Genomic DNA, 19,793 nt, shown 5'->3' with positions numbered 1-19,793 from the left:
TCAGGTTATTTCCGAATAAGAGTCTTTGTTAAGTGAACGTAAAAATCCGGGCTGTTTGAGCCGTAGGCGAGTTCCCGGATTTTAGTGAACGAAGCAAAGGCTCCGGAAATAAGCGAAAGCGCAGATGGTACACATCAAGCCAAACTCTGGAAGGGAAGTGGTGTATAACAGTGGCATTCAGAAAATTTCTCGTCCGAGCGCAGATGTGTACCATCAAGCCTCAGGTTATTTCCGAAAAAGAGCCTTTGTTAAGTGAACGTAAAAATCCGGGCTGTTTGAGCCGTAGGCGAGTTCCCGGATTTTAGTGAACGAAGCAAAGGCTCCGGAAATAAGCGAAAGCGCAGATGGTACACATCAAGCCAAACTCTGGAAGGGAAGTGGTGTATAACAGTGGCATTCAGAAAATTTCTCGTCCGAGCGCAGATGTGTACCATCAAGCCTCAGGTTATTTCCGAAAAAGAGCCTTTGTGAAGTGAACGTAAAAATCCGGGCTGTTTGAGCCGTAGGCGAGTTCCCGGATTTTAGTGAACGAAGCAAAGGCTCCGGAAATAAGCGAAAGCGCAGATGGTACACATCAAGCCAAACTCTGGAAGGGAAGTGGTGTATAACAGTGGCATTCAGAAAGTTTCTCGTCCAAGCGCAGATGTGTACCATCAAGCCTCAGGTTATTTCCGAAAAAGAGCATTTGTTAAGTGAACGTAAAAATCCGGGCTGTTTGAGCCATAGGCGAGTTCCCGGATTTTAGTGAACGAAGCAAAGGCTCCGGAAATAAGCGAAAGCGCAGATGGTACACATCAAGCCAAACTCTGGAAGGGAAGGAGTGTATTCCTGGGGCATTCAGAAAACTTCTCGTCCGAGCGCAGATGTGTACCATCAAGCCTCAGGTTATTTCCGAAAAAGAGCCTTTGTGAAGTGAACGTAAAAATCCGGGCTGTTTGAGCCGTAGGCGAGTTCCCGGATTTTAGTGAACGAAGCAAAGGCTCCGGAAATAAGCGAAAGCGCAGATGGTACACGTCAAGCGTAAGGAACAGAAATTTTGTGTCAGCCCCCGGAATACACCACGACCACCCTAGAACCGCAACGCCACATACAGCTGCCCGTACGAGTGCTTACTGTCCCCCAGCAAAGCACGACTCGCATCACTGTCGGCCAGCTCCTGCAGTCCCACATAATAACGCGCACCCGCCTGCACGCCCCCAAAATTCAGCGCAACACCACCGGCCACACCATAATCCAGCGTATTAAAATGATCCCGGTCCAGCTCCTCCTCCCCTTCAATCGCTCCCGAGTACTTAATGTTGCTGTTCAGCATAAAACCAAGGTAGGGACCCGCATAAACTTCCAGCACCTCCACCGGACGAAGCACCGCAAACACCGGAATATCAATGTAACTCATATTAAAATTCACCGTCTGGTCCACAAAACCATCGTACTCACCCTCCGTCCCCTTCGTCGTAAACAAAAACTCCGACTGAAACCCAAAAGTCTCCGCAAACATCGCCTGACTAAAAAAACCCGCATGGAAACCCATCCGCGCATTTTCATCATCCAGCTCATCCCGGTCGATGTACAAATTACTCAAGGTAAAACCACCCTTAATACCATGACTCATCTCCTGCGCCAAAACCCCGGTCGCACCCACCATTAACGCCGCACTCAGCAGCATCCATTGCTTCACATTTTTCATAGCTCAATCATTTAAGTTCAACTTTACTTGTGTCGATAGGAGGTACAAAACCGTGCCAAAATCACGGCGGGCACCCGCCCGCCTTGCGACAAAACCCTCTCCTTCAACAAGCTACCAACACGCCACCTCCCTCCTTTCTTTATCCAATCCAAATAAAAATTGTGGAGCAGGCTCCACAATTCCCCCTGCCCTTCCACAATAAACAATGCTGATCTGAACCATCATCACATCACCAACCACAAACTGATCTGGTCACGTTTATTAACGCCATAGTACCTGGCATTCCCTTATAACACCTCCGCCCATCCCATCCCAATTATGTGTGAGGCCAGCTCCACTACGGAAGGAAAGTAATGCCAGACAGCGGCCTGCAAATACGCTTATAAATGAACAGAATTTCGCTATTTTAGCACCCAACTCATTATTAACAAAAACTTAACACTATGCGATTAAAACTACCCCTAATCCTTGCGCTGTTCTTGTGCGTATCCGGCACCTGGGCACGAAAAGTTGTGGTAACTTCTACCGGCGATGATGCATCAAACCCAGTTGAGGGCATGCTGCGCTACCACATCAACAATGCCCAAACAGGCGACACCATTGTTTTTAATGTTAACCAGGTAACCCTGCAAGGAGAAATATCCATTGCAAGCAAAACCCTCGTTATTGACGGGGAAGCAGGCGTAACCATCGATGCAAACGAAAGCGGAAGGATTTTCAACATCACCTCCTATTCAAGAAACGCCCTACTGGTAATTAAAAACCTGAAACATATCAACGGAAAATTATCCAGTTCCCTGGCAATGGGCGGCGCCATGCGTGTGCACCTTGCCAGCGGCGAGGTGCTGGTAGAAAACTGTATTTTTGAGAGCAACACGGTGGAGTCGTCCGGAGATGGCCAGGGAGGTGCACTCAGAACCAATGGCGGCACTTTCATCAACTGCGCTTTCATAAACAACCGGGTTACCGGCTCTACTTCGATACTGGGCGGTGGCGGAGTTTTTGCCATTGGCAATTCGCGTTTCGTCAACTGTGTGGTGGCCGGCAACACGGCCAGTTATGCTGGGGGCATCAGCAGCAGCGATGGGGTGGAATTCATTAATTGCACCATTGCCTTCAACACTACACCGGAGGCCGACAAAGGGGGCGGCATCAGTAATGAGGGCGGCATCCTTACCAATTGCATCCTATGGGGAAATACTGCCGGTGGACTTTCGAACAACGTTAAGCATTACAGTGGCAGCTATACCCACTGCGCCATGGAAACAGGCGATGCTTTGGCTACCGGCAGCAACTTTGGCTTGTCCGACTCGCCCTTTGTGTCGGACTCGGAGCCCTACGATCTGAGTCTGTTGACAGACTCAGAATGTGTGGATGCGGGTACGGTGGATGGACTAACGCCTACTGATTACGATATTGCAGGCAAGGACCGCATCAGGGGCAACACCATTGACATCGGTGCCTACGAGTACCCTTTACCGCCGCTTGCTGTACCTGTAGCAGCTGATTTTTCATCTGATGTCACAAGTGGACATGCCCCATTGACCATTTTGTTTACAGATGCCTCAACGGGTGATGCAACTTCATGGGCATGGGATTTTAACAACGATGGCGTAGTGGATGCAGTAACGCAAAATCCGGAATACACGTTTAACGAACCGGGGGAGTACACCGTGACCTTGACTGCCTCTAATGACTTTTCGAGCGACCAGGTGGTGAAAACCGACTTCGTTATGGTAGATGACCCTGCCACCGGACTGGCAGACAGGAGCCCAACAGCCTTCGGTATGTACCCCAACCCCACCTCCGGCAGGCTCCACATTGTAGCTCCCGAAGGCGCTGCTCCTATCCAGAGCATTGAAGTGGTTAACCTCTCCGGAGCACTGGTGATGGTCATCGATGGCAAAAACTTCAAGGGGCAGGCAATTGATGTATCGCACCTACACGAGGGCGCTGTCTTTGTCCGTATTGTTTGCCAGGATCGCGTCATTACACAAAAGCTCCTCATCAGCAAACCCTAACGCCACCCCTCCCCTTCAACCCAAAGAGCGTTCAGCCGACCTTCTCGTCTGCCGAACGCTCTTTCCTTTTTAAGGCACGGCCCAACTCTGGAAGGGAAGCAGCGCATAATAGTGGCATTCAGAAAAACTCGTCCAAGCGCAGATGTATACCATCAAGCCTCAGGTTATTTCCGAAAAAGAGCATTTGTGAAGTGAACGTAAAAATCATGGCTCCACTCTGGAAGGGAAGTACTGCAAGATAACGACATTCAGAAAAACTCGTCCAAGCGCAGATGCAGCTGTTCAAGCCTCTGAATGTTTCCGTAAGTGAACAAAGGAGTGCAACGTAACAAGCACTCCATAACTCTGGAAGGGAAGTGGCGTATAACAGTGGCATTCAGAAAAACTCGTCAGAGCGCAGATGCAGCTGTTCAAGCCAGACTCTGGAAGGGAAGTGGCGTATAACAGTGGCATTCAGAAAATTTCGTAATGAACAAGGATGCGTAACGCTACAAACACTGCTCCACGCTGGAAGGGAAGTGGTGCCAGACAACGGCCTACAAAAAAGACCGTAAATGAACAATGGAACGCAGCGTAACAAGCACAACCCCACTCTGGAAGGGAAGTGGTGCAAGATAGCGGCCTACATAAAATTTTGTTATGAACAAGGATGCGTAACGTAGCAAGCACGGCTGTCTGAGCCGCAGGCGAGTTCCGTGCTTGTAGTGAAGTATCCGTATGTGAATAGAAATTTTATGTCAGACGCAAGATTGCACCACGACCACCCGAGTTCGATGCTTGTAGCGGAGTGACTGAAGTGAATAGGTCTTTTTTGTCAGACGTAGTATGGCACCACGACCACCCGAGTTCGATGCTTGTAGCAAAGTGACTGAAGTGAATCGGTCTTTTTTGTCAGACGTAGTATGGCACCACGACCACCCGGAACAAAACCCTCCCCTCCCTTGTTCTACTCCCACAACTAAAACACCCGCTATGAACCAACAATCAGCAAATAAAAAATGGCTCGCAGTCGCCACCTTAATGCTCCTTATGGCCTCCCTCGCCACCATGGCACAAAGTAGCTTCTACGATTTTAAAGTAAAAACCCTGCAAGGCCAGGACTTCGACTTTGATCAACTGCGCGGCAAAAAAGTAATGATCGTCAATACCGCCAGCAAATGCGGACTCACCGGCCAGTACGAACAATTACAGGAGCTCTGGGAGACCTACGGCGGCGACGACTTCGTAATCATCGGCTTCCCCGCCAACAACTTCATGAACCAAGAGCCAGGCACCGCCGACGAAATCGCCGAATTTTGCCAACTCAACTACGGCGTCAGCTTTCCTCTGATGGAAAAAATATCGGTAAAGGGCGACGACCAGCACCCCCTTTATGAGTGGCTCACCTCCAAGGAACTCAACGGCGTGGAGGACAGCAAGGTGCAATGGAATTTCCAGAAGTACCTCATCAGTGCAGAAGGGCAGCTCGTGAAAGTCATAGCACCACGCACGCTGCCCAACGCGCCCGAAGTCATCGACTTTCTCACCGAATAACGGCCCCGCCCGCTGAGCCGGTCAACCAGAAAATTGAAGGCGCCCACCTCATCAGTCTCCATTCCGCTGTTTACGGAAGGTTCGACTTGCTGCTAAAAATCAGTTGTCAAATAATTGATATGGAAACACCAAAAAAGTAAACAACTCCGACGGCACTTTTTTCTACATTTGTTCAGCTGCTCCCTAACAAACAGCTGCAAATAACTTTAATATGAAAAAAAATCTACCTGCCGGCACCTTCAAACGGATCCTGAAACGGACTCTTTTCCTGACTCTTTTTCTGAGTCCCACTTTAACCATGTTGCATGCGGCCGACCCTTCAGCCTCAACGGCCGATCACCTGAGCGCACAGGCGGTGAGTGACCGCAACCTGTTTTTTTCGGTGACGGAGCAGGGACAGGCATTTCCCATCATTTGGGGACTGGATTTGGCTTGGCTGAGTGAGGGCAATATTCGTCGGGGACTGGCTTTTATGGGGCCCGAGCGGGTGGACTTGGTGCGCTCGTCGTTTACGCCGACTGCGCCCTTGGTAGATGGGCAATTGCAGTCCGCCGAAATGGCGACCCTTAACGAGCGCCTGCGCATCATACGCATGCTGCCGGCCCATACGCAGGTGGTACTGAACTGCGACCACCCCACGGTGGATCCCTGGTTCGATAAAAATCCCGCTGGCTGGGCCCAGCTGATCGACATAACTACCCGCCATCATCAGAATGAGGGACGTACGGTGGTGACCGTATCCCCCTTCAACGAACCCGACTACGGTTGGGGACAGGGTACTGTGAGCGACTTTTACGACATTGCCGGTGAGTTGCGCAACAATCCGCTGTTCGACAACATTCGCATATCGGGGGGAAACACCCTGAACACCGATGCGGCCCTGAGCTGGTACAATCAGCTGTCCGACCGCCTCGATGAGGGCAACACGCACCAGCTGGCGGGGAGTTTCGACAACTATGCACTCTTTCACCAGACCGTTAAGGCCAATGGGCACCACGGCACCAACGACGAATTGCACAATGTAATGGAGGCCATGGTGGGCGTGGAATATGGTATGCAGACGGGCATCTGGTGGGGTACCGCGGAATATGCGCGGGGCGAATTTGTGAAGGCCAGCGACGGAGAGCGCCTGGCCTATGCCGAGCATAGGCCCAACTGGACCGCAGCTTCGGTATACCGCGCCCCCGACGGCAAGGTGCAGGCCTTTGCCGGCACCTCCGAGCGTCAGGCCGTCACCACCACCTACAACTTCGTTTCCAAAGATCGGGAAGTATTTTTCGACGGACACGGGCCCCAACGGGTCTTTGCCCTCACTCTGCCGGGCGGCACGGGTTACCAAACGGGACAGACCAACGCCGAGCGGGTGGTCAACATCAGCTGGGGCGACGACATTCAGCCGCTTGTTAACGGTACTTACTTACTCATCAACCGCCACAGCGGAAAAGCGCTGCAGGTCACCGCAGGCTCCTCTACCCCCGGCACCCTACTGCGCCAGTACAGCCCATCGACTGCTGCATCCCAAACCTGGGAGGTGAAGCCTGTTGATCCGCGCATTGGCGAAGACTTCAGCTATTTTATCATCAAAAATGCGGCGAGTGGACTGGTGCCCGATGTGCTCAACTGGTCGCTCGACGACAATACCGACATCATTGCCTGGGACGATACCAAAGGAAAAAACCAGCAGTGGTACCTCGAATATGCCGAAGACGGGTGGTTTTACATCCGCAGCAGGCACAGCGCCTACTGCTTACAACCCGCCGGCGGAAGCACTTCCAACGGCATCAAAATTACCCAGGGCATCCCCAACGGTGCCCACCACCAACAATGGCGCTTTATTCCGGCCGGCACAAATATCGAATTCGATGCGCCTGCGGCTCCTGAAAACCTAAGCGCCCAGGGGCGTGAACTCAGCATTCAGCTGCAATGGTCGCCCCTCGAAGAAGCCGACCTCAGTCACACCATTTTCCGCTCCACCACTCCGGGTGGCCCCTACCAAACCATTGGTCGCGATGTTACGACCACCTCTTTTACCGATCATACCATTGAGTCCGGAAAGACCTACTACTATGCGGTTAAAGCGGTAGACGGCGCCCTCAACCGCTCGGCCTACTCCAATGAGGCTTCGGCCCAGGCCAGTGGTGCAGAGGCCCTGGTGGCACGACTGACCTTCGATGGCGACACCCGCGACCAGTCGCCCAACCTCTACCATGGCGCCGGCTACGGCGGCATTACTTATGTGGTGGGACAGACCAACGCCCAGGCCTTACGCCTGAACGGAAGCACAGGCTTCGTTCAGCTTCCGCCCACCATCGTGCACCACGACAAACTTACGGTAGCCACCTGGATTCGACTCAATCGCAACGCCATGTGGCAACGCATTTTCGACTTTGGCAACGGCACCGACCAGTACCTCTTCCTCACCACCCAGTCGAACAACAACAAACTCCGCTTTGCCATAAAAAATGGCGGAGCAGAAGAAACCCTTGAAGCTCCTGCCCTCACCCTGGGCAAGTGGACCCACCTGGCGGTCACACTTAACGGCAACACAGTACAAATCCTCCTAGATGGCGAAGTGGCTGCCGAAAGCGACCAATTCAGCATAACACCCAAGGACATTAAACCCCTGCTGAACTACATAGGTCGCAGTCAATTCCCCGATCCCATGCTGGGAGCAACCCTGGCCGATTTCCGCCTGTACAACTACCCGCTGGCACCAGAGGAAGTCCAGAGCATTGCTGCCGACCTGCCCACCCACCTGGAACCCAAGGCAGGTCTCCACAAGCCGCAGCTTTCCGTTTGGCCCAATCCGGCCAGCGACCTGCTTTACCTCAATTGGAACGACACCGCTGCCAACCCCCTGCAAACCGCCACCCTCTATACCATGAGTGGGCAGATGGTACGCTCACACGACTTGAGTACCCACCCCGGCCCCATCAGCATTGCTCAGGTGCCCCCAGGCATTTACCTCCTAAGGGTAAGTCACACCAACGGCACCCTCACCCAAATAATAACCATTCAACGCTAATCAAAGAACTGTAGCCTCCTCGTCCAGGCGCTGATGTGTACCATCAAGCCCAACTCCGGAAGGGAAGTAGTGCCAGATAGCGACCTACAGCAAACAACTCGTCCAAGCGCAGATGCCTGTTGTTAAGCCTCTGATTATTTCCGGTAAAGAACCATTGAGAAAGACGCGTAAAAATTCTTGCTGTTTGAGCCGAAGGCGAGTTCAAGAATTTTAGCGTCTTGAGCCATGGTTCCGGAAATAAGCAGTAGCGCCAACAACAGGCATCAAGCGAAATGAACAAGGATGCGTAACGTAGCAAGCACTCCATTACTCCGGAAGGGAAGTAGTGCCAGACAACGGCCTACAAAAAAGGCCGTAAATGAACAAAGGCACGAAGCGTAACAAGCACAACCCCACTCTGGAAGGGAAGTGGTGCAAAATAGCGACCTTCAGCAAACAACTCGTCCAAGCGCAGATGTGTACCATCAAGCCTCAGATTATTTCCGAAAAAGAGCATTTGTGGAGTGAACGTAAAAATCCGGGCTGTTTGAGCCGAAGGCGAGTTCCTGGATTTTAGTGAACGAAGCAAAGGCTCCGGAAATAAGCGAAAGCGCAGATGGTACACATCAAGCGTAGTGAATAGAGATTTTATGTCAGACGCAAGATTGCACCACGACCACCCGAGTTCGATGCTTGTAGCGAAGTGACTGCAGTGAATAGGTCGTTTTTGTCAGACGTAGTATGGCACTACGACCACCCGAGTTCGATGCTTGTAGTGAAGGAACCGTAAGTGAATAGAAATTTTGTGTCAGACGCAAGTTCCAGACCACAAACAAAGTTTGACATACAAGTAAAACTTTTGTATATTTGAACAAAGTTTTACCTATACACCAAGCAGTGAGCAAAACACGCCCATACATCCCTCGCAACAGTTACTTTAAACAGGTAGAGCCCTATATCGGCTCCAACCTGATAAAAGTGCTTGTAGGCCAGCGTCGCGTAGGCAAGAGCTACATCCTCTTTCAACTGATGGATGAAATAGAAAAACGTGATCCATCGGTCCAGGTCCTCTATATCAACAAAGAAGATTACGCCTTTGATTCCATTAAAACCTATAGCGACCTCATAGAATATGTGCAGGAACAAAAACAAGAAAATAAAGACATTGCCCTTTTTATCGACGAAATTCAGGACATAGAAGAATTTGAAAGAGCGCTGCGCCATTTTCAGAACAAAGAAGAATATGACCTATACTGCACCGGAAGCAATGCCCAACTTTTATCGGGCGAACTGGCCACATATTTAGCAGGCCGCCACATACAAATCAGAGTTTTCTCTTTAAGCTATACTGAATTCCTTGACTTCCATCTACTGGCCGACAGCAACGACAGCCTACTGAAGTACATCAAATATGGCGGGATGCCCCATTTGATTAACCTGAAGAATGAAGAGCGGGTTTATTACGAATACCTTAACAACGTATTCAACACCATTGTCCTAAAGGACATCGTTATGCGATTCAATGTAAGAAACCTCAGCTTTCTGAACGATTTAATTTACTTTCTGGCCGACAACACCGGTAGTATTGTATCGGCCAAACGCATCAGCGACTATCTTAAATCACAAAAGATAAACCTGTCCCCCAAATTGGTCCTGGAGTACTTATCCCACCTCGAATCCGTGTTTTTCATTGATCGTGTAAAACGAGCAGATGTTGTTGGTCGAAAGATTTTTGAGATTGGAGATAAGTTTTTCTTCGAAGATTTGGGTTTACGCCATTCACTGGTGGCCTATCAGCAAAAAGACATCCACAAGATCATCGAAAATTTGATCTACCACCATCTGAAATACAGACAATACAAGGTGTACGTTGGTAAGCTGGACGACAAGGAAATAGACTTTATTGCCGAGAAAGATGGGTCAAGAACTTACATACAGGCAGCCTATCTGATAAAGGACGAAGCCACGCACCAAAGAGAATTTGGCAACCTTTTAAAAATAGCCGACAACTTCCGCAAACTCGTCGTATCCATGGACGAAGTTGCCGAAGGCCATCACTTAGGCATAGAACATTGGAGTCTGCGAAAATTTCTGACTGCATTTTAACCCACCGTCCTAAAAAACTCCGGAACGGAAGTGGTGCCAGATAGCGACCTCCAGCAAACAACTCGTCCAAGCGCAGATGTGTGCTGTTTAAGCCTCTGAATGTTTCCGTTAGTGAACGAAGCAAAGGCTCCGGAAATAAGTGAAGGCGCAGTTGGTACACATCAAGCCAGGATAATAACAATTGTACTACGTCAGGCTTAAAAATAATGATGCCCGCCATTTAAGGATTAATTATATCTTTGCAATAAGAAAACTTTAGGAATATGGCATTAGAAATAAAATCAACCCCAGTTTTAAAAGGCGAGAGTGCAACTCGATTTTTAAAAAAGGTGAAGAAAGTAGAGCAAAGCCCTAAAAAAGACTTCTCCAAACAGGTTGAGATTGCACGAAAAATTCTTAAAAAACCCTTGTAACCCAAAAACATGTCTATCAGTCTATTTGATGATTGTTCTTTTGGTTCTTTATCTGATAATATAGATCAGATAGATTTAAACGGGTTTGATTGCAACAATAATGACTTAAATGAGTTCTTCAAACAAGATGCAATAAAGTATTCTATAGACTTACTGGGTAAAACTTATGCTTTTGTCCTTGATGAGGATAAAAAAAATATAGTTTGCATGTTCACTGTTTCAAACGATAGTTTAAAAGCAGATGATCTCCCTAATAGCCGTAAAAAGAAAGTTAATAAAGAAATCCCTCGCAATAAGCAACGAAAAAGTTATCCGGCAGTATTAATCGGACGACTTGGAGTCGATTCACGGTTCAGCTGTGGAGGTGTTGGTTCACAATTAATGGATTTCATAAAAGCCTGGTTTATTGACCCATTAAACAAAACGGGCTGTAGATTTATTGTCGTTGATGCCTATAATAATTCTCGAGCAATAAAATACTACAAAAAAAACGACTTTGAATTCTTATTCTCCTCTGAAAACCAAGAGAAGGAATATATTGGCAAAGAGTATGCAGAAGAACTAAAGACGAGAATGATGTATTTTGATTTATTAAGTCTCTCTGTTGAAAGATAAAGGCAATCCTATTACCCTGTAAAACAAAGCATTCTCCCACCTCAAACCGCCCCTCAGCTCTGGAGGGGAAGTGGTGCCAGATAGAGACCTTCAGCAAACAACTCGTCCAAGCGCAGATGTGCACCATCAAGCCAAACTCTGGAAGGGAAGTAGTGTAGAACAGCTGCCTTCAGAAAAGTGGCGGCACCCGGTGTTGATGCCAGGCACAGCGAAGTGTTAATGGGTCAAGCCTTAGATTTTTTTTGAAAAAAGCGAAAAGGAGAGCAGCGTAAAAAATTCTTGCTGTCTGAGCCGAAGGCGAGTTCAAGAATTTTAGCGGAACGACTGAGAGCGCAAAAAAAAGCGACAGCGCAGAACCATTAACACGAGCGCACCCAATAAACACCGCAAAGCTGCTTTTATGTCAGCCACAGTTCTGCACTACGACCACCCCCACCGCTTTAAATGCCGCCTCCACCACGGCCCCTCCCCAAAATAATGCCGCATATACGCCGCAGAAGGAAACAGCTGATACCACACACCCAGCAGCTTGTTCTTCAAACCCGGCGTATGCCACAAATTCCGCAACACAATAAGCCGGTGCAAATCCTCCTCCCCCTTCGCCGACATAAAAATGCCTAAGGACGGAAAATCAACAAACTCAACGCGCCAGGCTTCCAAAGCCATCTGCACCCCGGTGCTCGTTAAAGGCTGCACCCAACCCAGGGTGCGGACCAGCGCCTTGCGGGCCGATTTGTGCAAAGCCAGCGTCTCCTCCACCAACGCTGCAGCATCCTCCGCCTGCTCCAACACGCGCGCCACATCAACCAGCCAGCCCAGACGAAGACCGCCCATCTGATAGCCATAATACAAATGCGTGCACAAATGGTACAGCAGCCAGGCCTCCCGCAGTACCGGGAAGGTACCCATACTCCCCTGTTTCTCCGTTGCCAGTTCCTGCCAGCGACGCTCTTTGGGCAAGTAGGGACTGCCCGTGGCGTAGAGCTTCGAATGGATTTCAATCAGGTATTTAAAGGGCGGCAACACCATGGCCCGCACATGCGCATTGTGCAGTTCATGCCAGTCGCTCATGGGCACATGTGAACTGCGCGCCCCCTCCTGCAAAAGCAAATCGCGGGCACGCAACACATCCTTTGGCGGCACCAGCAAGTCCAGGTCGCCCATCGGCCGCAAAGCCTCATCGGGGTAGACCGTAAAGGCCAGTGCCATGCCTTTCAGCAGCACAAAGGGAATGTCGTGTGCGTCGAAAAGCTGTTTCAGGTGATGGTAGAGCCGCAAGCGCTGTTGGTTGTCGATGAGAATGGCCATGTAGCGCTTCTTCATCCTTTCGGCCAGGAGCGGCAGCTCCTGCGCCAGTCCCTCCTGCTGCAACAGCCGGTGAAAGCACCAGGCCACCACCCCGCTCCGCTCGGCCATCTCCACCAAACGGTCCATCTCCGCCGCATCGTCCCAGGCCAGCGGATGGGCACGAAGCACAAATGGCTGTTCGGCCGAAAGAGCCATCAGGGTCTGAAAATATTTAAGCGTCGACTCCAAACTACTGCAGCATGGATATCAGCACGCCCGCAGCAACGGCCGAGCCAATTACTCCCGAAATGTTGGAGGCCATACAATACTGCAAAACGTGGTTGCTGCTGTCGTATTTCAGCGCCAGCTCATTGGCCACCCGCGAGGCCATGGGCACCGCACTCAGTCCCGTAGCCCCAATCAGGGGATTAATTTTCTTTTTACTGAACAGGTTGTACGCCTTCACAGCCAAAATACCACCGGCTATGCTTATGGCAAAGGCCAGGAAACCACCGACAATAATGCCCAGGGTTTGTCCCTTCAGAAACACATCGTGGGTCATGGTGGCCCCAACGGCCAGCCCCAAAAAGATGGTGGCGGTGTTCATGATGGGACCGGTAGCGGCATCGGCCAGGCGACTGGTGATGCTGCCCAGCTCTTTAATGAGGTTTCCGAACAAGAGCATACCCAAAAGCGGCACCGAAGAAGGCACAAAGAAGGCCACCACCACACCCAGTATAATGGGAAACAAAATCTTAGCCAGTTTCAGGTTTTTGATTTTGTGCTTGGGCGGATACAGCTTATCCTGCTGCTTCATATTGATTTTAAACTCCTTTTTGGTCATTAAGGCCTTAGCCACCAAGGGAATAATCACCGGCACCAGCGCCATGTACGAATAGGCCGCAATGGCAATGGGGCCCAGCAAATGCGGAGCCAACATAATGGTGGTGTAGATGGCGGTGGGACCGTCGGCACCGCCGATGATGCCCAGCGAACCGGCTTCCTGAGGGGTAAAACCCATAGCAATGGCACCCAGCAAAACCGTAAAAATTCCAATTTGCGCAGCGGCCCCGAAAAAGGCCAGGCGCAGGTTACGCAGCATGGGACCAAAATCGGTCAGGGCTCCTACCCCCATAAAAATAATGGGCGGCAAAAACCCGGTCTTAATCAGCGCATAATACAGGTAGTTCATGATCCCGTATTCACTGCCAATCTCAAACAGGTTCATATACCTGTCGTTCGGCAAATGAATCAGGTCCGCAGACACCACGCCCATGCCCCCACCCGGCAGGTTGGCCAAAATTACGCCAAAGCCTATGGGTACAAGCAACAAGGGCTCGTACTTTTTAGCAATCCCCAAATACAGCAACACAAAGCCCACCAACAACATCAGCAGGACCCCGGGCTGCTGACCAAGGGAGCTAAAAGCAGTCATTTCATATAATTCTTCCAGTATGTGCATATCTCTTGGGTTTAGGAAAGCATAACCAATACATCGTCCTCGTCCACATCGGCCCCATTGCTCACGACAATTTTCTGAACCGTTCCGGCCTTGTCAAACTTAACGGCATTGTAGGTCTTCATCGCCTCCACATAGCCCACAACATCGCCCTCCTGCACCCGATCGCCTTCCTTAATGGGCGTTTCGCTGCTGTCTTTGGTAAAGTAAAATTTACCTTCGAGGGGCGAAACCACGGGTTCACCGGTACCTGAAGCGGAATTGGGACTGGAAGCTGCGGCAGGTGCCGCAGCACTTTCCGGAGCATCTCCGGCTCCGACCTCGTCGCCGTAGCTCACACGCACCCGGTATTTCTGTCCGTCCACCTCAATATGCATGGTAGAAGGCTGAGCCACAGGGGCAGCAGCACCGGCACCGGCTCCTTCCGAAGCAGCCTCGGCCTTGGCAGCCGCCAAATCCTTCTCAAAATCACCCTTAGCAGCACCCGACTTGTAGCGACGGTACTGCTCGGGGTGCATGGCCAGCTCCAGCAACTCCTCGTCATCCTGACCGTAATCCCAGCCGTTTTCGTCCATTTCCTTGCGGAAGGTATCCAGCGCATCGGGATAAGGGTCCTGAGGATGGCCCTCGTAAAACTCTCGTCCCTCCTTCTTAGCCAAAGCCAGAATCTCCTCGCCCAGCTTACCGGGGAGGCGACCGCTCTTGCCCAATACCATGTCCCAGATGTTGTCGGCAATCATACTCCAACGCTCGCCGCCCTTCTCCATCTGAATCACATTCATCAGGGCCACGTTTTTCACGTACTGACTGAAAGGGGTAACCAGCGGCGGATAGCCCAACTTGGGCCAGGCGTATTCCACCTCATCGAAGAGCTTCACCAACAGCTCGTCCTCACTCAGCTCAGGCTGATTGTTCTTGCGCTTCCACTTATTGAGACTGGCCAGATTGTTTTGCAGGTCGGCCATGAGCGAGCCCATCATGCCGCCGGGCAAACCGGGACCAATCAAGAGGGAGTTCATCAGGCGGTTTTTGGGACTGATGAAATAGCCCAGAAAATCGTCCATGAACGACTGGGTCAAGCTCCGCACCTTCATGTAAGCCTTCATATTGATGTCGGGCACCTCAAAGCCCGCATCCTTAAGCATGGCCTGTATGGTCAGCAGGTCGGCATGCCCCGTACCCCACGACAGGGGCTCCATGGCGACGTCGATGTAATCGACCCCGGCGCGACACACCTCCAAAATGGTGGCCACCTGAAAACCCGGTCCCGCATGTCCGTGATAAGTCAAAGGAATGTCGGTATGCTTGCTCCGTATTTGTTTCACAATCTCGCCCAACCAGGCGGGGCGCGCCACACCAGCCATGTCCTTGAGACAAATCTCATCGGCACCGGCAGCAACCAGCTCATCGGCCAGTTGGGTGTAATATTTCACCGTATGCACCTTGGAGTACGAAATACTCATGGCCGCCTGGGCAATCATGCCGCCCTCTTTGGCGTATTTGATGGAATCGATAATGTTGCGCGGATCGTTGAGTCCACAAAAAGAACGGGCAATGTCGGTGCCCTGCAATTTCTTCACCTTAAACATGAGCCGGCGGACGTCCGCCGGCACGGGCGACATACGAATCCCGTTGAGGGCACGTTCCAGCATGTGCGTCTGTATGCCCGCATCCTTAAAAGGCTTCGTCCAGGCCCTTACCGCCTTGTTCGGATTCTCCCCAAACAACAAATTAATCTGCTCAAAACCTCCGCCATTGGTTTCAACCCGGGCAAAACAACCCATGTCCACAATGTGCGGAGCCACTTGCTCCAACTGATCGAGACGGGGTACGTACTTGCCCGACGATTGCCACATATCTCTGTACAACAGAGAGAATTTTATTTTTCTTCCCATAATGGTAAAACTTAGTAAATTATATGCATATAATCTGTCCCCCGGGGGGACAAACGCCACAATTCAAATTCCGATAAAAGCAACAGGAATACCAGCTGAATTAAACGCGCCTTAAGAGGCTGCTTCCTTCCCCTTTTCTATCTCTTGGTTCTCCGAAGGTCCTTAGTAACTAAGAATCGCTCCTGCAAACCACAACGAAGATGCGGTTCAGCCCTCCTTTTCAACCTTAAGCACACGCCCACGCCCGCCGGTAACCACCGATACCGCAGCGGCAATAACCGCCAGGTGCTTGCGATCAACCTGCCCGGGCGGAGAAGTATTACTTAACTTACTTTCCGTTTCCGGAAAAAATCGGTTGACAAACATAATTATGGCATTCCCCAGGACTACCACCAAAAGAAGTATTACGAACACGGTCAGCATACCAACCGCCATGAGGGTAAGTGCTTCCTGAAAATTTTCGCTCATAGCTAATAATTAAAGAAGTACACAATATTAGCAAATATAGTTCAGGTTATCAAGCAAAAAGCCGCTTATACATACCAAACCACACAAACACCCCACCAAAACCGATAATTTATTACCCCAAATCCATCCGATTTCACACTGTACCATCCTTCACCTAAGGGCATAAAAAAACATAAAGGCAAACGTCCTTCAACGACCTGCCTTTATGCCATCCAAAACCAAAACTTAATAAGTACAAAAACAACTTCAAAGCAATGTCAAACTTGCTTTTCGAATTATTTGTTCCAAAAGTATAAAACAAGAATTGAACCACCAAATTACCCACAAGCTTTTTTCACCATTTTCCCAACTTCCTTTAATCCCCTGCCTCACACCTGACCCCACTCAAAGAAAAAACAGCGGACCGTATAATGGCCCGCTGTTTTTACAATCCCGAGAAATTGCTTTATTCCTTAAATCTTCGGTGAAGCGTAAGCTCGGAGTAAAAATATTCCTCAGGATTACTGTCGTCTTCAAACACCCAAGATATAATACTCTCATCATACTTAACATTATCACGCTCCCAGGTATAATCATCAGTTTGAGCATTCGGATAATCAGGAACTTTATAACTGAATGTACTTTCAGTTTTATTTGAAAGCTTAAACCCATAGCTCCACATATACTCAATACTGTGGGGATTGGTCTCATCCCAAATCCCGTAGAAATATAAATCGTTCTGCAAAACCATAACTTCTTTCAGAATACGATCGGGACTTTCACGATTTGCCTTATAATACTCTTTGGTGTCCCCACTATAAACCTTCACCGGTTCTTTTGCGGTGTGGCACCACAACCACCCGGGTTTACTTCACATCCGGAAACAAATTAATTTTCCCCTACAATCTTCAAAATTTCGTTCTTGAGCTTTTCACTTATCCAGACATCCTTATCTGTCAACTCATTAAGGAGCGGCTTTAATTCAGATATTAGGCCTACAGTTTTAGCTTTAATCAAAACCCCTATTGTTCCAGTGACTCTTAGGTCAGCATTCCTGGCATAATAACGCCCAAGTTTTTCATCAAGAATTATCAAGTCTGCGTTTATTTCAGACGCCAAAATAATGGCCTCTGCCTCCCCTGCATCAAGGTCAAGCAAATACTTCACCGCTTGCTTGTCTTTAATTTCAACAATTTCTATCCAATTTACAGCAGATAAGTCTTTGTAAAACCCTTTTGCTTTTCCAGCTTCCACTTCATGATAAACAGCATACGGAATCTGGATCTGTTGATAAAGACGCCTCAACAAATCCAGCTGATTCAATTTAAGCAAAGAAATAATCGGAGTAGTATTGGAAACAACTTTAGGCATTTGCGATGTCTTCCTTTAAATCATCCAAATCATACGCTCCCAAAACAGAGACTTTGTATTTTGAGAGCAACTCTAAAAATTCCAACCGCGATAATCCTAAAACACTTGCCGCTACTCCAGATGAAACTTTCCCTAATTCATAAAGCTTAACCAAGGAACTGGTTTTAACCTCAAGCCCAAACTCCTCCTCACTCATTCTCAACGAATTGGCAAGCGACTCTGGAAATGCTATGTTTATTGTTCCTTTCATAACGCCATTTTTACCAAATATACACAATCTGTCCTTCAATAGTAAAATTCCGCTTTGCTTTTTATCTTTCCTAAGCGTAAGCAAACCAATATCAATTACCATCATAACAATTCCATTCTGCCAATACCCCTCACTTGTACAAAACGCAGGCCACATAAAACAACTCACCCAAGCGCAGATGCAGCTGTTCAAGCCAGACTCTGGAGCGGAAGTGGTGCCAGACAACGGCCTACAAAAATGGNTGCAGCTGTTCAAGCCAGACTCTGGAGCGGAAGTGGTGCCAGACAACGGCCTACAAAAATGGCCGTAAATGAACAAAGGAACGCAGCGTAACAAGCACAACCCTACTCTGGAAGGGAAGTGGTGCAAGATAGCGGCCTTCAGAGAACAACTCGTCCAAGCGCAGATGCCTGTTGTTAAGCCTCTGATTATTTCCGGTAAAGAACCATTGAGAAAGACGCGTAAAAATTCTTGCTGTTTGAGCCGAAGGCGAGTTCAAGAATTTTAGCGTCTTGAGCCATGGTTCCGGAAATAAGCAGTAGCGCCAACAACAGGCATCAAGCGAAATGAACAAGGATGCGTAACGCAGCAAGCACTCCATTACTCTGGAAGGGAAGTAGTACCAGACAACGGCCTACAAAAAAGGCCGTAAATGAACAAAGAAACGAAGCGTAACAAGCATCGCTGTTTGAGCCGCAGGCGAGTTCGATCCTTGTAGCGGAGTGACTGCAGTGAATAGGTCTTTTTTGTCAGACGTAGTATGGCACTACGACCACCCGAGTTCCTTGCTTGTAGTGGAGCATCCGTAGTGAATAGAAATTTTATGTCAGCAGCAGGAATACACTACGACCACCATTATTTTTGATAAATCAAATTGATTTCAGAAAGTTCCCGCCCAATCTGATGAATCCCCTTCAAAATCTTCTCAGTCTGCACTCCGGAAGGCTTCTTATGCCCCTGCACATATTGAGACAACAACGACGGATTCATCCCAATCTTTTCAGCCAGAACATTGGCATTAAGCACTTTGTAGTATTGGAAAAACTGTTGGAAATCAATTTCAAATTTAAGATTCTGAGGAGCAAATACCAGCCCCTCCTCCTCCCAGGCAAGATTGGCAGCCTCCAGGGCATTTGCCATCAACTCCACAATGGTTCTTCCTGTTGTAAAAATGGGATAATCCTCAGCAAACGCTGAGTAACCGGTGTCGGTTTTTTCAATTACCATAACAAGCTTCCCTTTTTGCTTTTCCATACCCTCCAATTTCACTTATTTGATTCTGAAATACCTGCATCCTTCAGTATCCTTTTCTCCAAGCCCTTTCCGAGCTCCTGACTTCCATGATTGGGAAAAATAATAACCCCCACTTTTACCCCATGCTTCAACTTAACATGTGACCCCTTCTGAGATACTGGATATCAGCCATCTCGAGTCAGTATTCGATATAGTTCAGAACATTTCATCCGGGTTAAGAGTCAAAGTCAACCGTAAAGGTAAATAATAATTTACCTTTTATCAAATACTCTAACACTTAAAAGGAAGTGGTATAAAACAGCGACCTACAGAAAACAGCTGCATCAAGCCAGACTCTGGAAGGGAAGTGGTGCAAGATGGCGACCTACAGAAAACACCGTAAGTGAACAAAGGAGTGAAACGTCAAAAACATCGCTCCACTCCGACAGGGAAGTAGTGTAGACCACCTGCC

Annotated in this window: 15 protein-coding genes and 1 pseudogene; 6 read left to right on the top strand and 10 right to left on the bottom strand. The window is 49.2% G+C overall.

The window, feature by feature from the left end; genetic code table 11:
• Positions 1-1,069: 1,069 nt before the first annotated feature.
• Positions 1,070-1,687, bottom strand: coding sequence for a porin family protein (locus B4W65_RS13985; RefSeq protein ID WP_088655790.1), 618 nt, complete (start codon positions 1,685-1,687; stop codon positions 1,070-1,072).
• Between the two features lie 443 nt (positions 1,688-2,130).
• Here B4W65_RS13985 and B4W65_RS13980 point away from each other — a divergent pair, with 443 nt between their 5' ends.
• The 6 genes from B4W65_RS13980 to B4W65_RS13955 all read left to right on the top strand — a co-directional run bounded on the left by B4W65_RS13980 (position 2,131) and on the right by B4W65_RS13955 (position 11,379).
• Entirely contained in the window at positions 2,131-3,708 is a 1,578-nt protein-coding gene (locus B4W65_RS13980; RefSeq protein WP_088655789.1) for a PKD domain-containing protein, read from the top strand.
• A 972-nt stretch (positions 3,709-4,680) separates the two neighbouring features.
• Positions 4,681-5,241, top strand: coding sequence for a glutathione peroxidase (locus B4W65_RS13975; RefSeq protein ID WP_205741289.1), 561 nt, complete (start codon positions 4,681-4,683; stop codon positions 5,239-5,241).
• Between the two features lie 211 nt (positions 5,242-5,452).
• Positions 5,453-8,266, top strand: coding sequence for an RICIN domain-containing protein (locus tag B4W65_RS13970; protein WP_088655788.1), 2,814 nt, complete (start codon positions 5,453-5,455; stop codon positions 8,264-8,266).
• Positions 8,267-9,142: 876 nt separating this feature from the next.
• Positions 9,143-10,351 carry an ATP-binding protein gene (locus tag B4W65_RS13960; protein WP_088655838.1) on the top strand — a complete coding sequence of 403 codons (1,209 nt, stop codon included), beginning with the start codon at positions 9,143-9,145 and terminating at the stop codon, positions 10,349-10,351.
• Positions 10,352-10,614: 263 nt separating this feature from the next.
• Positions 10,615-10,764, top strand: a complete 150-nt coding sequence (locus B4W65_RS17400; RefSeq protein ID WP_169713480.1) for a hypothetical protein — start codon at positions 10,615-10,617, stop codon at positions 10,762-10,764.
• 9 nt (positions 10,765-10,773) lie between these two features.
• Positions 10,774-11,379: a GNAT family N-acetyltransferase gene (locus tag B4W65_RS13955; protein WP_088655786.1), complete on the top strand. Its 606-nt coding sequence runs from the start codon at positions 10,774-10,776 to the stop codon at positions 11,377-11,379.
• Between the two features lie 420 nt (positions 11,380-11,799).
• Here B4W65_RS13955 and B4W65_RS13950 read toward each other — a convergent pair whose 3' ends face one another.
• The 9 genes and pseudogenes from B4W65_RS13950 to B4W65_RS13905 all read right to left on the bottom strand — a co-directional run.
• Entirely contained in the window at positions 11,800-12,915 is a 1,116-nt protein-coding gene (locus B4W65_RS13950) for a nucleotidyltransferase domain-containing protein (protein WP_146697793.1), read from the bottom strand.
• 1 nt (position 12,916) lies between these two features.
• Complete coding sequence (locus B4W65_RS13945) at positions 12,917-14,128, bottom strand: sodium ion-translocating decarboxylase subunit beta (protein WP_088655784.1); 1,212 nt, start codon at positions 14,126-14,128, stop codon at positions 12,917-12,919.
• An 11-nt stretch (positions 14,129-14,139) separates the two neighbouring features.
• A complete protein-coding gene (locus B4W65_RS13940; RefSeq protein ID WP_088655783.1) occupies positions 14,140-16,020 on the bottom strand; it encodes a biotin/lipoyl-containing protein in 1,881 nt (626 codons plus the stop codon).
• Positions 16,021-16,227: 207 nt separating this feature from the next.
• Positions 16,228-16,488, bottom strand: a complete 261-nt coding sequence (locus B4W65_RS13935) for an OadG family transporter subunit (RefSeq protein WP_088655782.1) — start codon at positions 16,486-16,488, stop codon at positions 16,228-16,230.
• 445 nt (positions 16,489-16,933) lie between these two features.
• Positions 16,934-17,296 carry a hypothetical protein gene (locus B4W65_RS13930; RefSeq protein ID WP_088655781.1) on the bottom strand — a complete coding sequence of 121 codons (363 nt, stop codon included), beginning with the start codon at positions 17,294-17,296 and terminating at the stop codon, positions 16,934-16,936.
• A 59-nt stretch (positions 17,297-17,355) separates the two neighbouring features.
• Positions 17,356-17,838, bottom strand: a complete 483-nt coding sequence (locus B4W65_RS13925; protein ID WP_088655780.1) for a DUF3368 domain-containing protein — start codon at positions 17,836-17,838, stop codon at positions 17,356-17,358.
• Entirely contained in the window at positions 17,831-18,193 is a 363-nt protein-coding gene (locus tag B4W65_RS13920) for a UPF0175 family protein (RefSeq protein ID WP_240509582.1), read from the bottom strand. The genes B4W65_RS13925 and B4W65_RS13920 overlap by 8 nt, the downstream gene beginning before the upstream one ends.
• A gap of 750 nt (positions 18,194-18,943) precedes the next feature.
• A complete protein-coding gene (locus tag B4W65_RS13910) occupies positions 18,944-19,342 on the bottom strand; it encodes a helix-turn-helix domain-containing protein (RefSeq protein ID WP_088655836.1) in 399 nt (132 codons plus the stop codon).
• 11 nt (positions 19,343-19,353) lie between these two features.
• A pseudogene (locus B4W65_RS13905) lies at positions 19,354-19,491 on the bottom strand (type II toxin-antitoxin system HicA family toxin); the annotation flags it as partial.
• Positions 19,492-19,793: the final 302 nt, after the last annotated feature.

It is taken from the genome of Geofilum rhodophaeum, assembly GCF_002210225.1.
In the GTDB taxonomy this organism is placed as follows: domain Bacteria; phylum Bacteroidota; class Bacteroidia; order Bacteroidales; family Marinilabiliaceae; genus Geofilum; species Geofilum rhodophaeum.
Note: the sequence above shows the minus strand (reverse complement) of the source record. Positions and strands in the feature narration are given on the sequence as shown.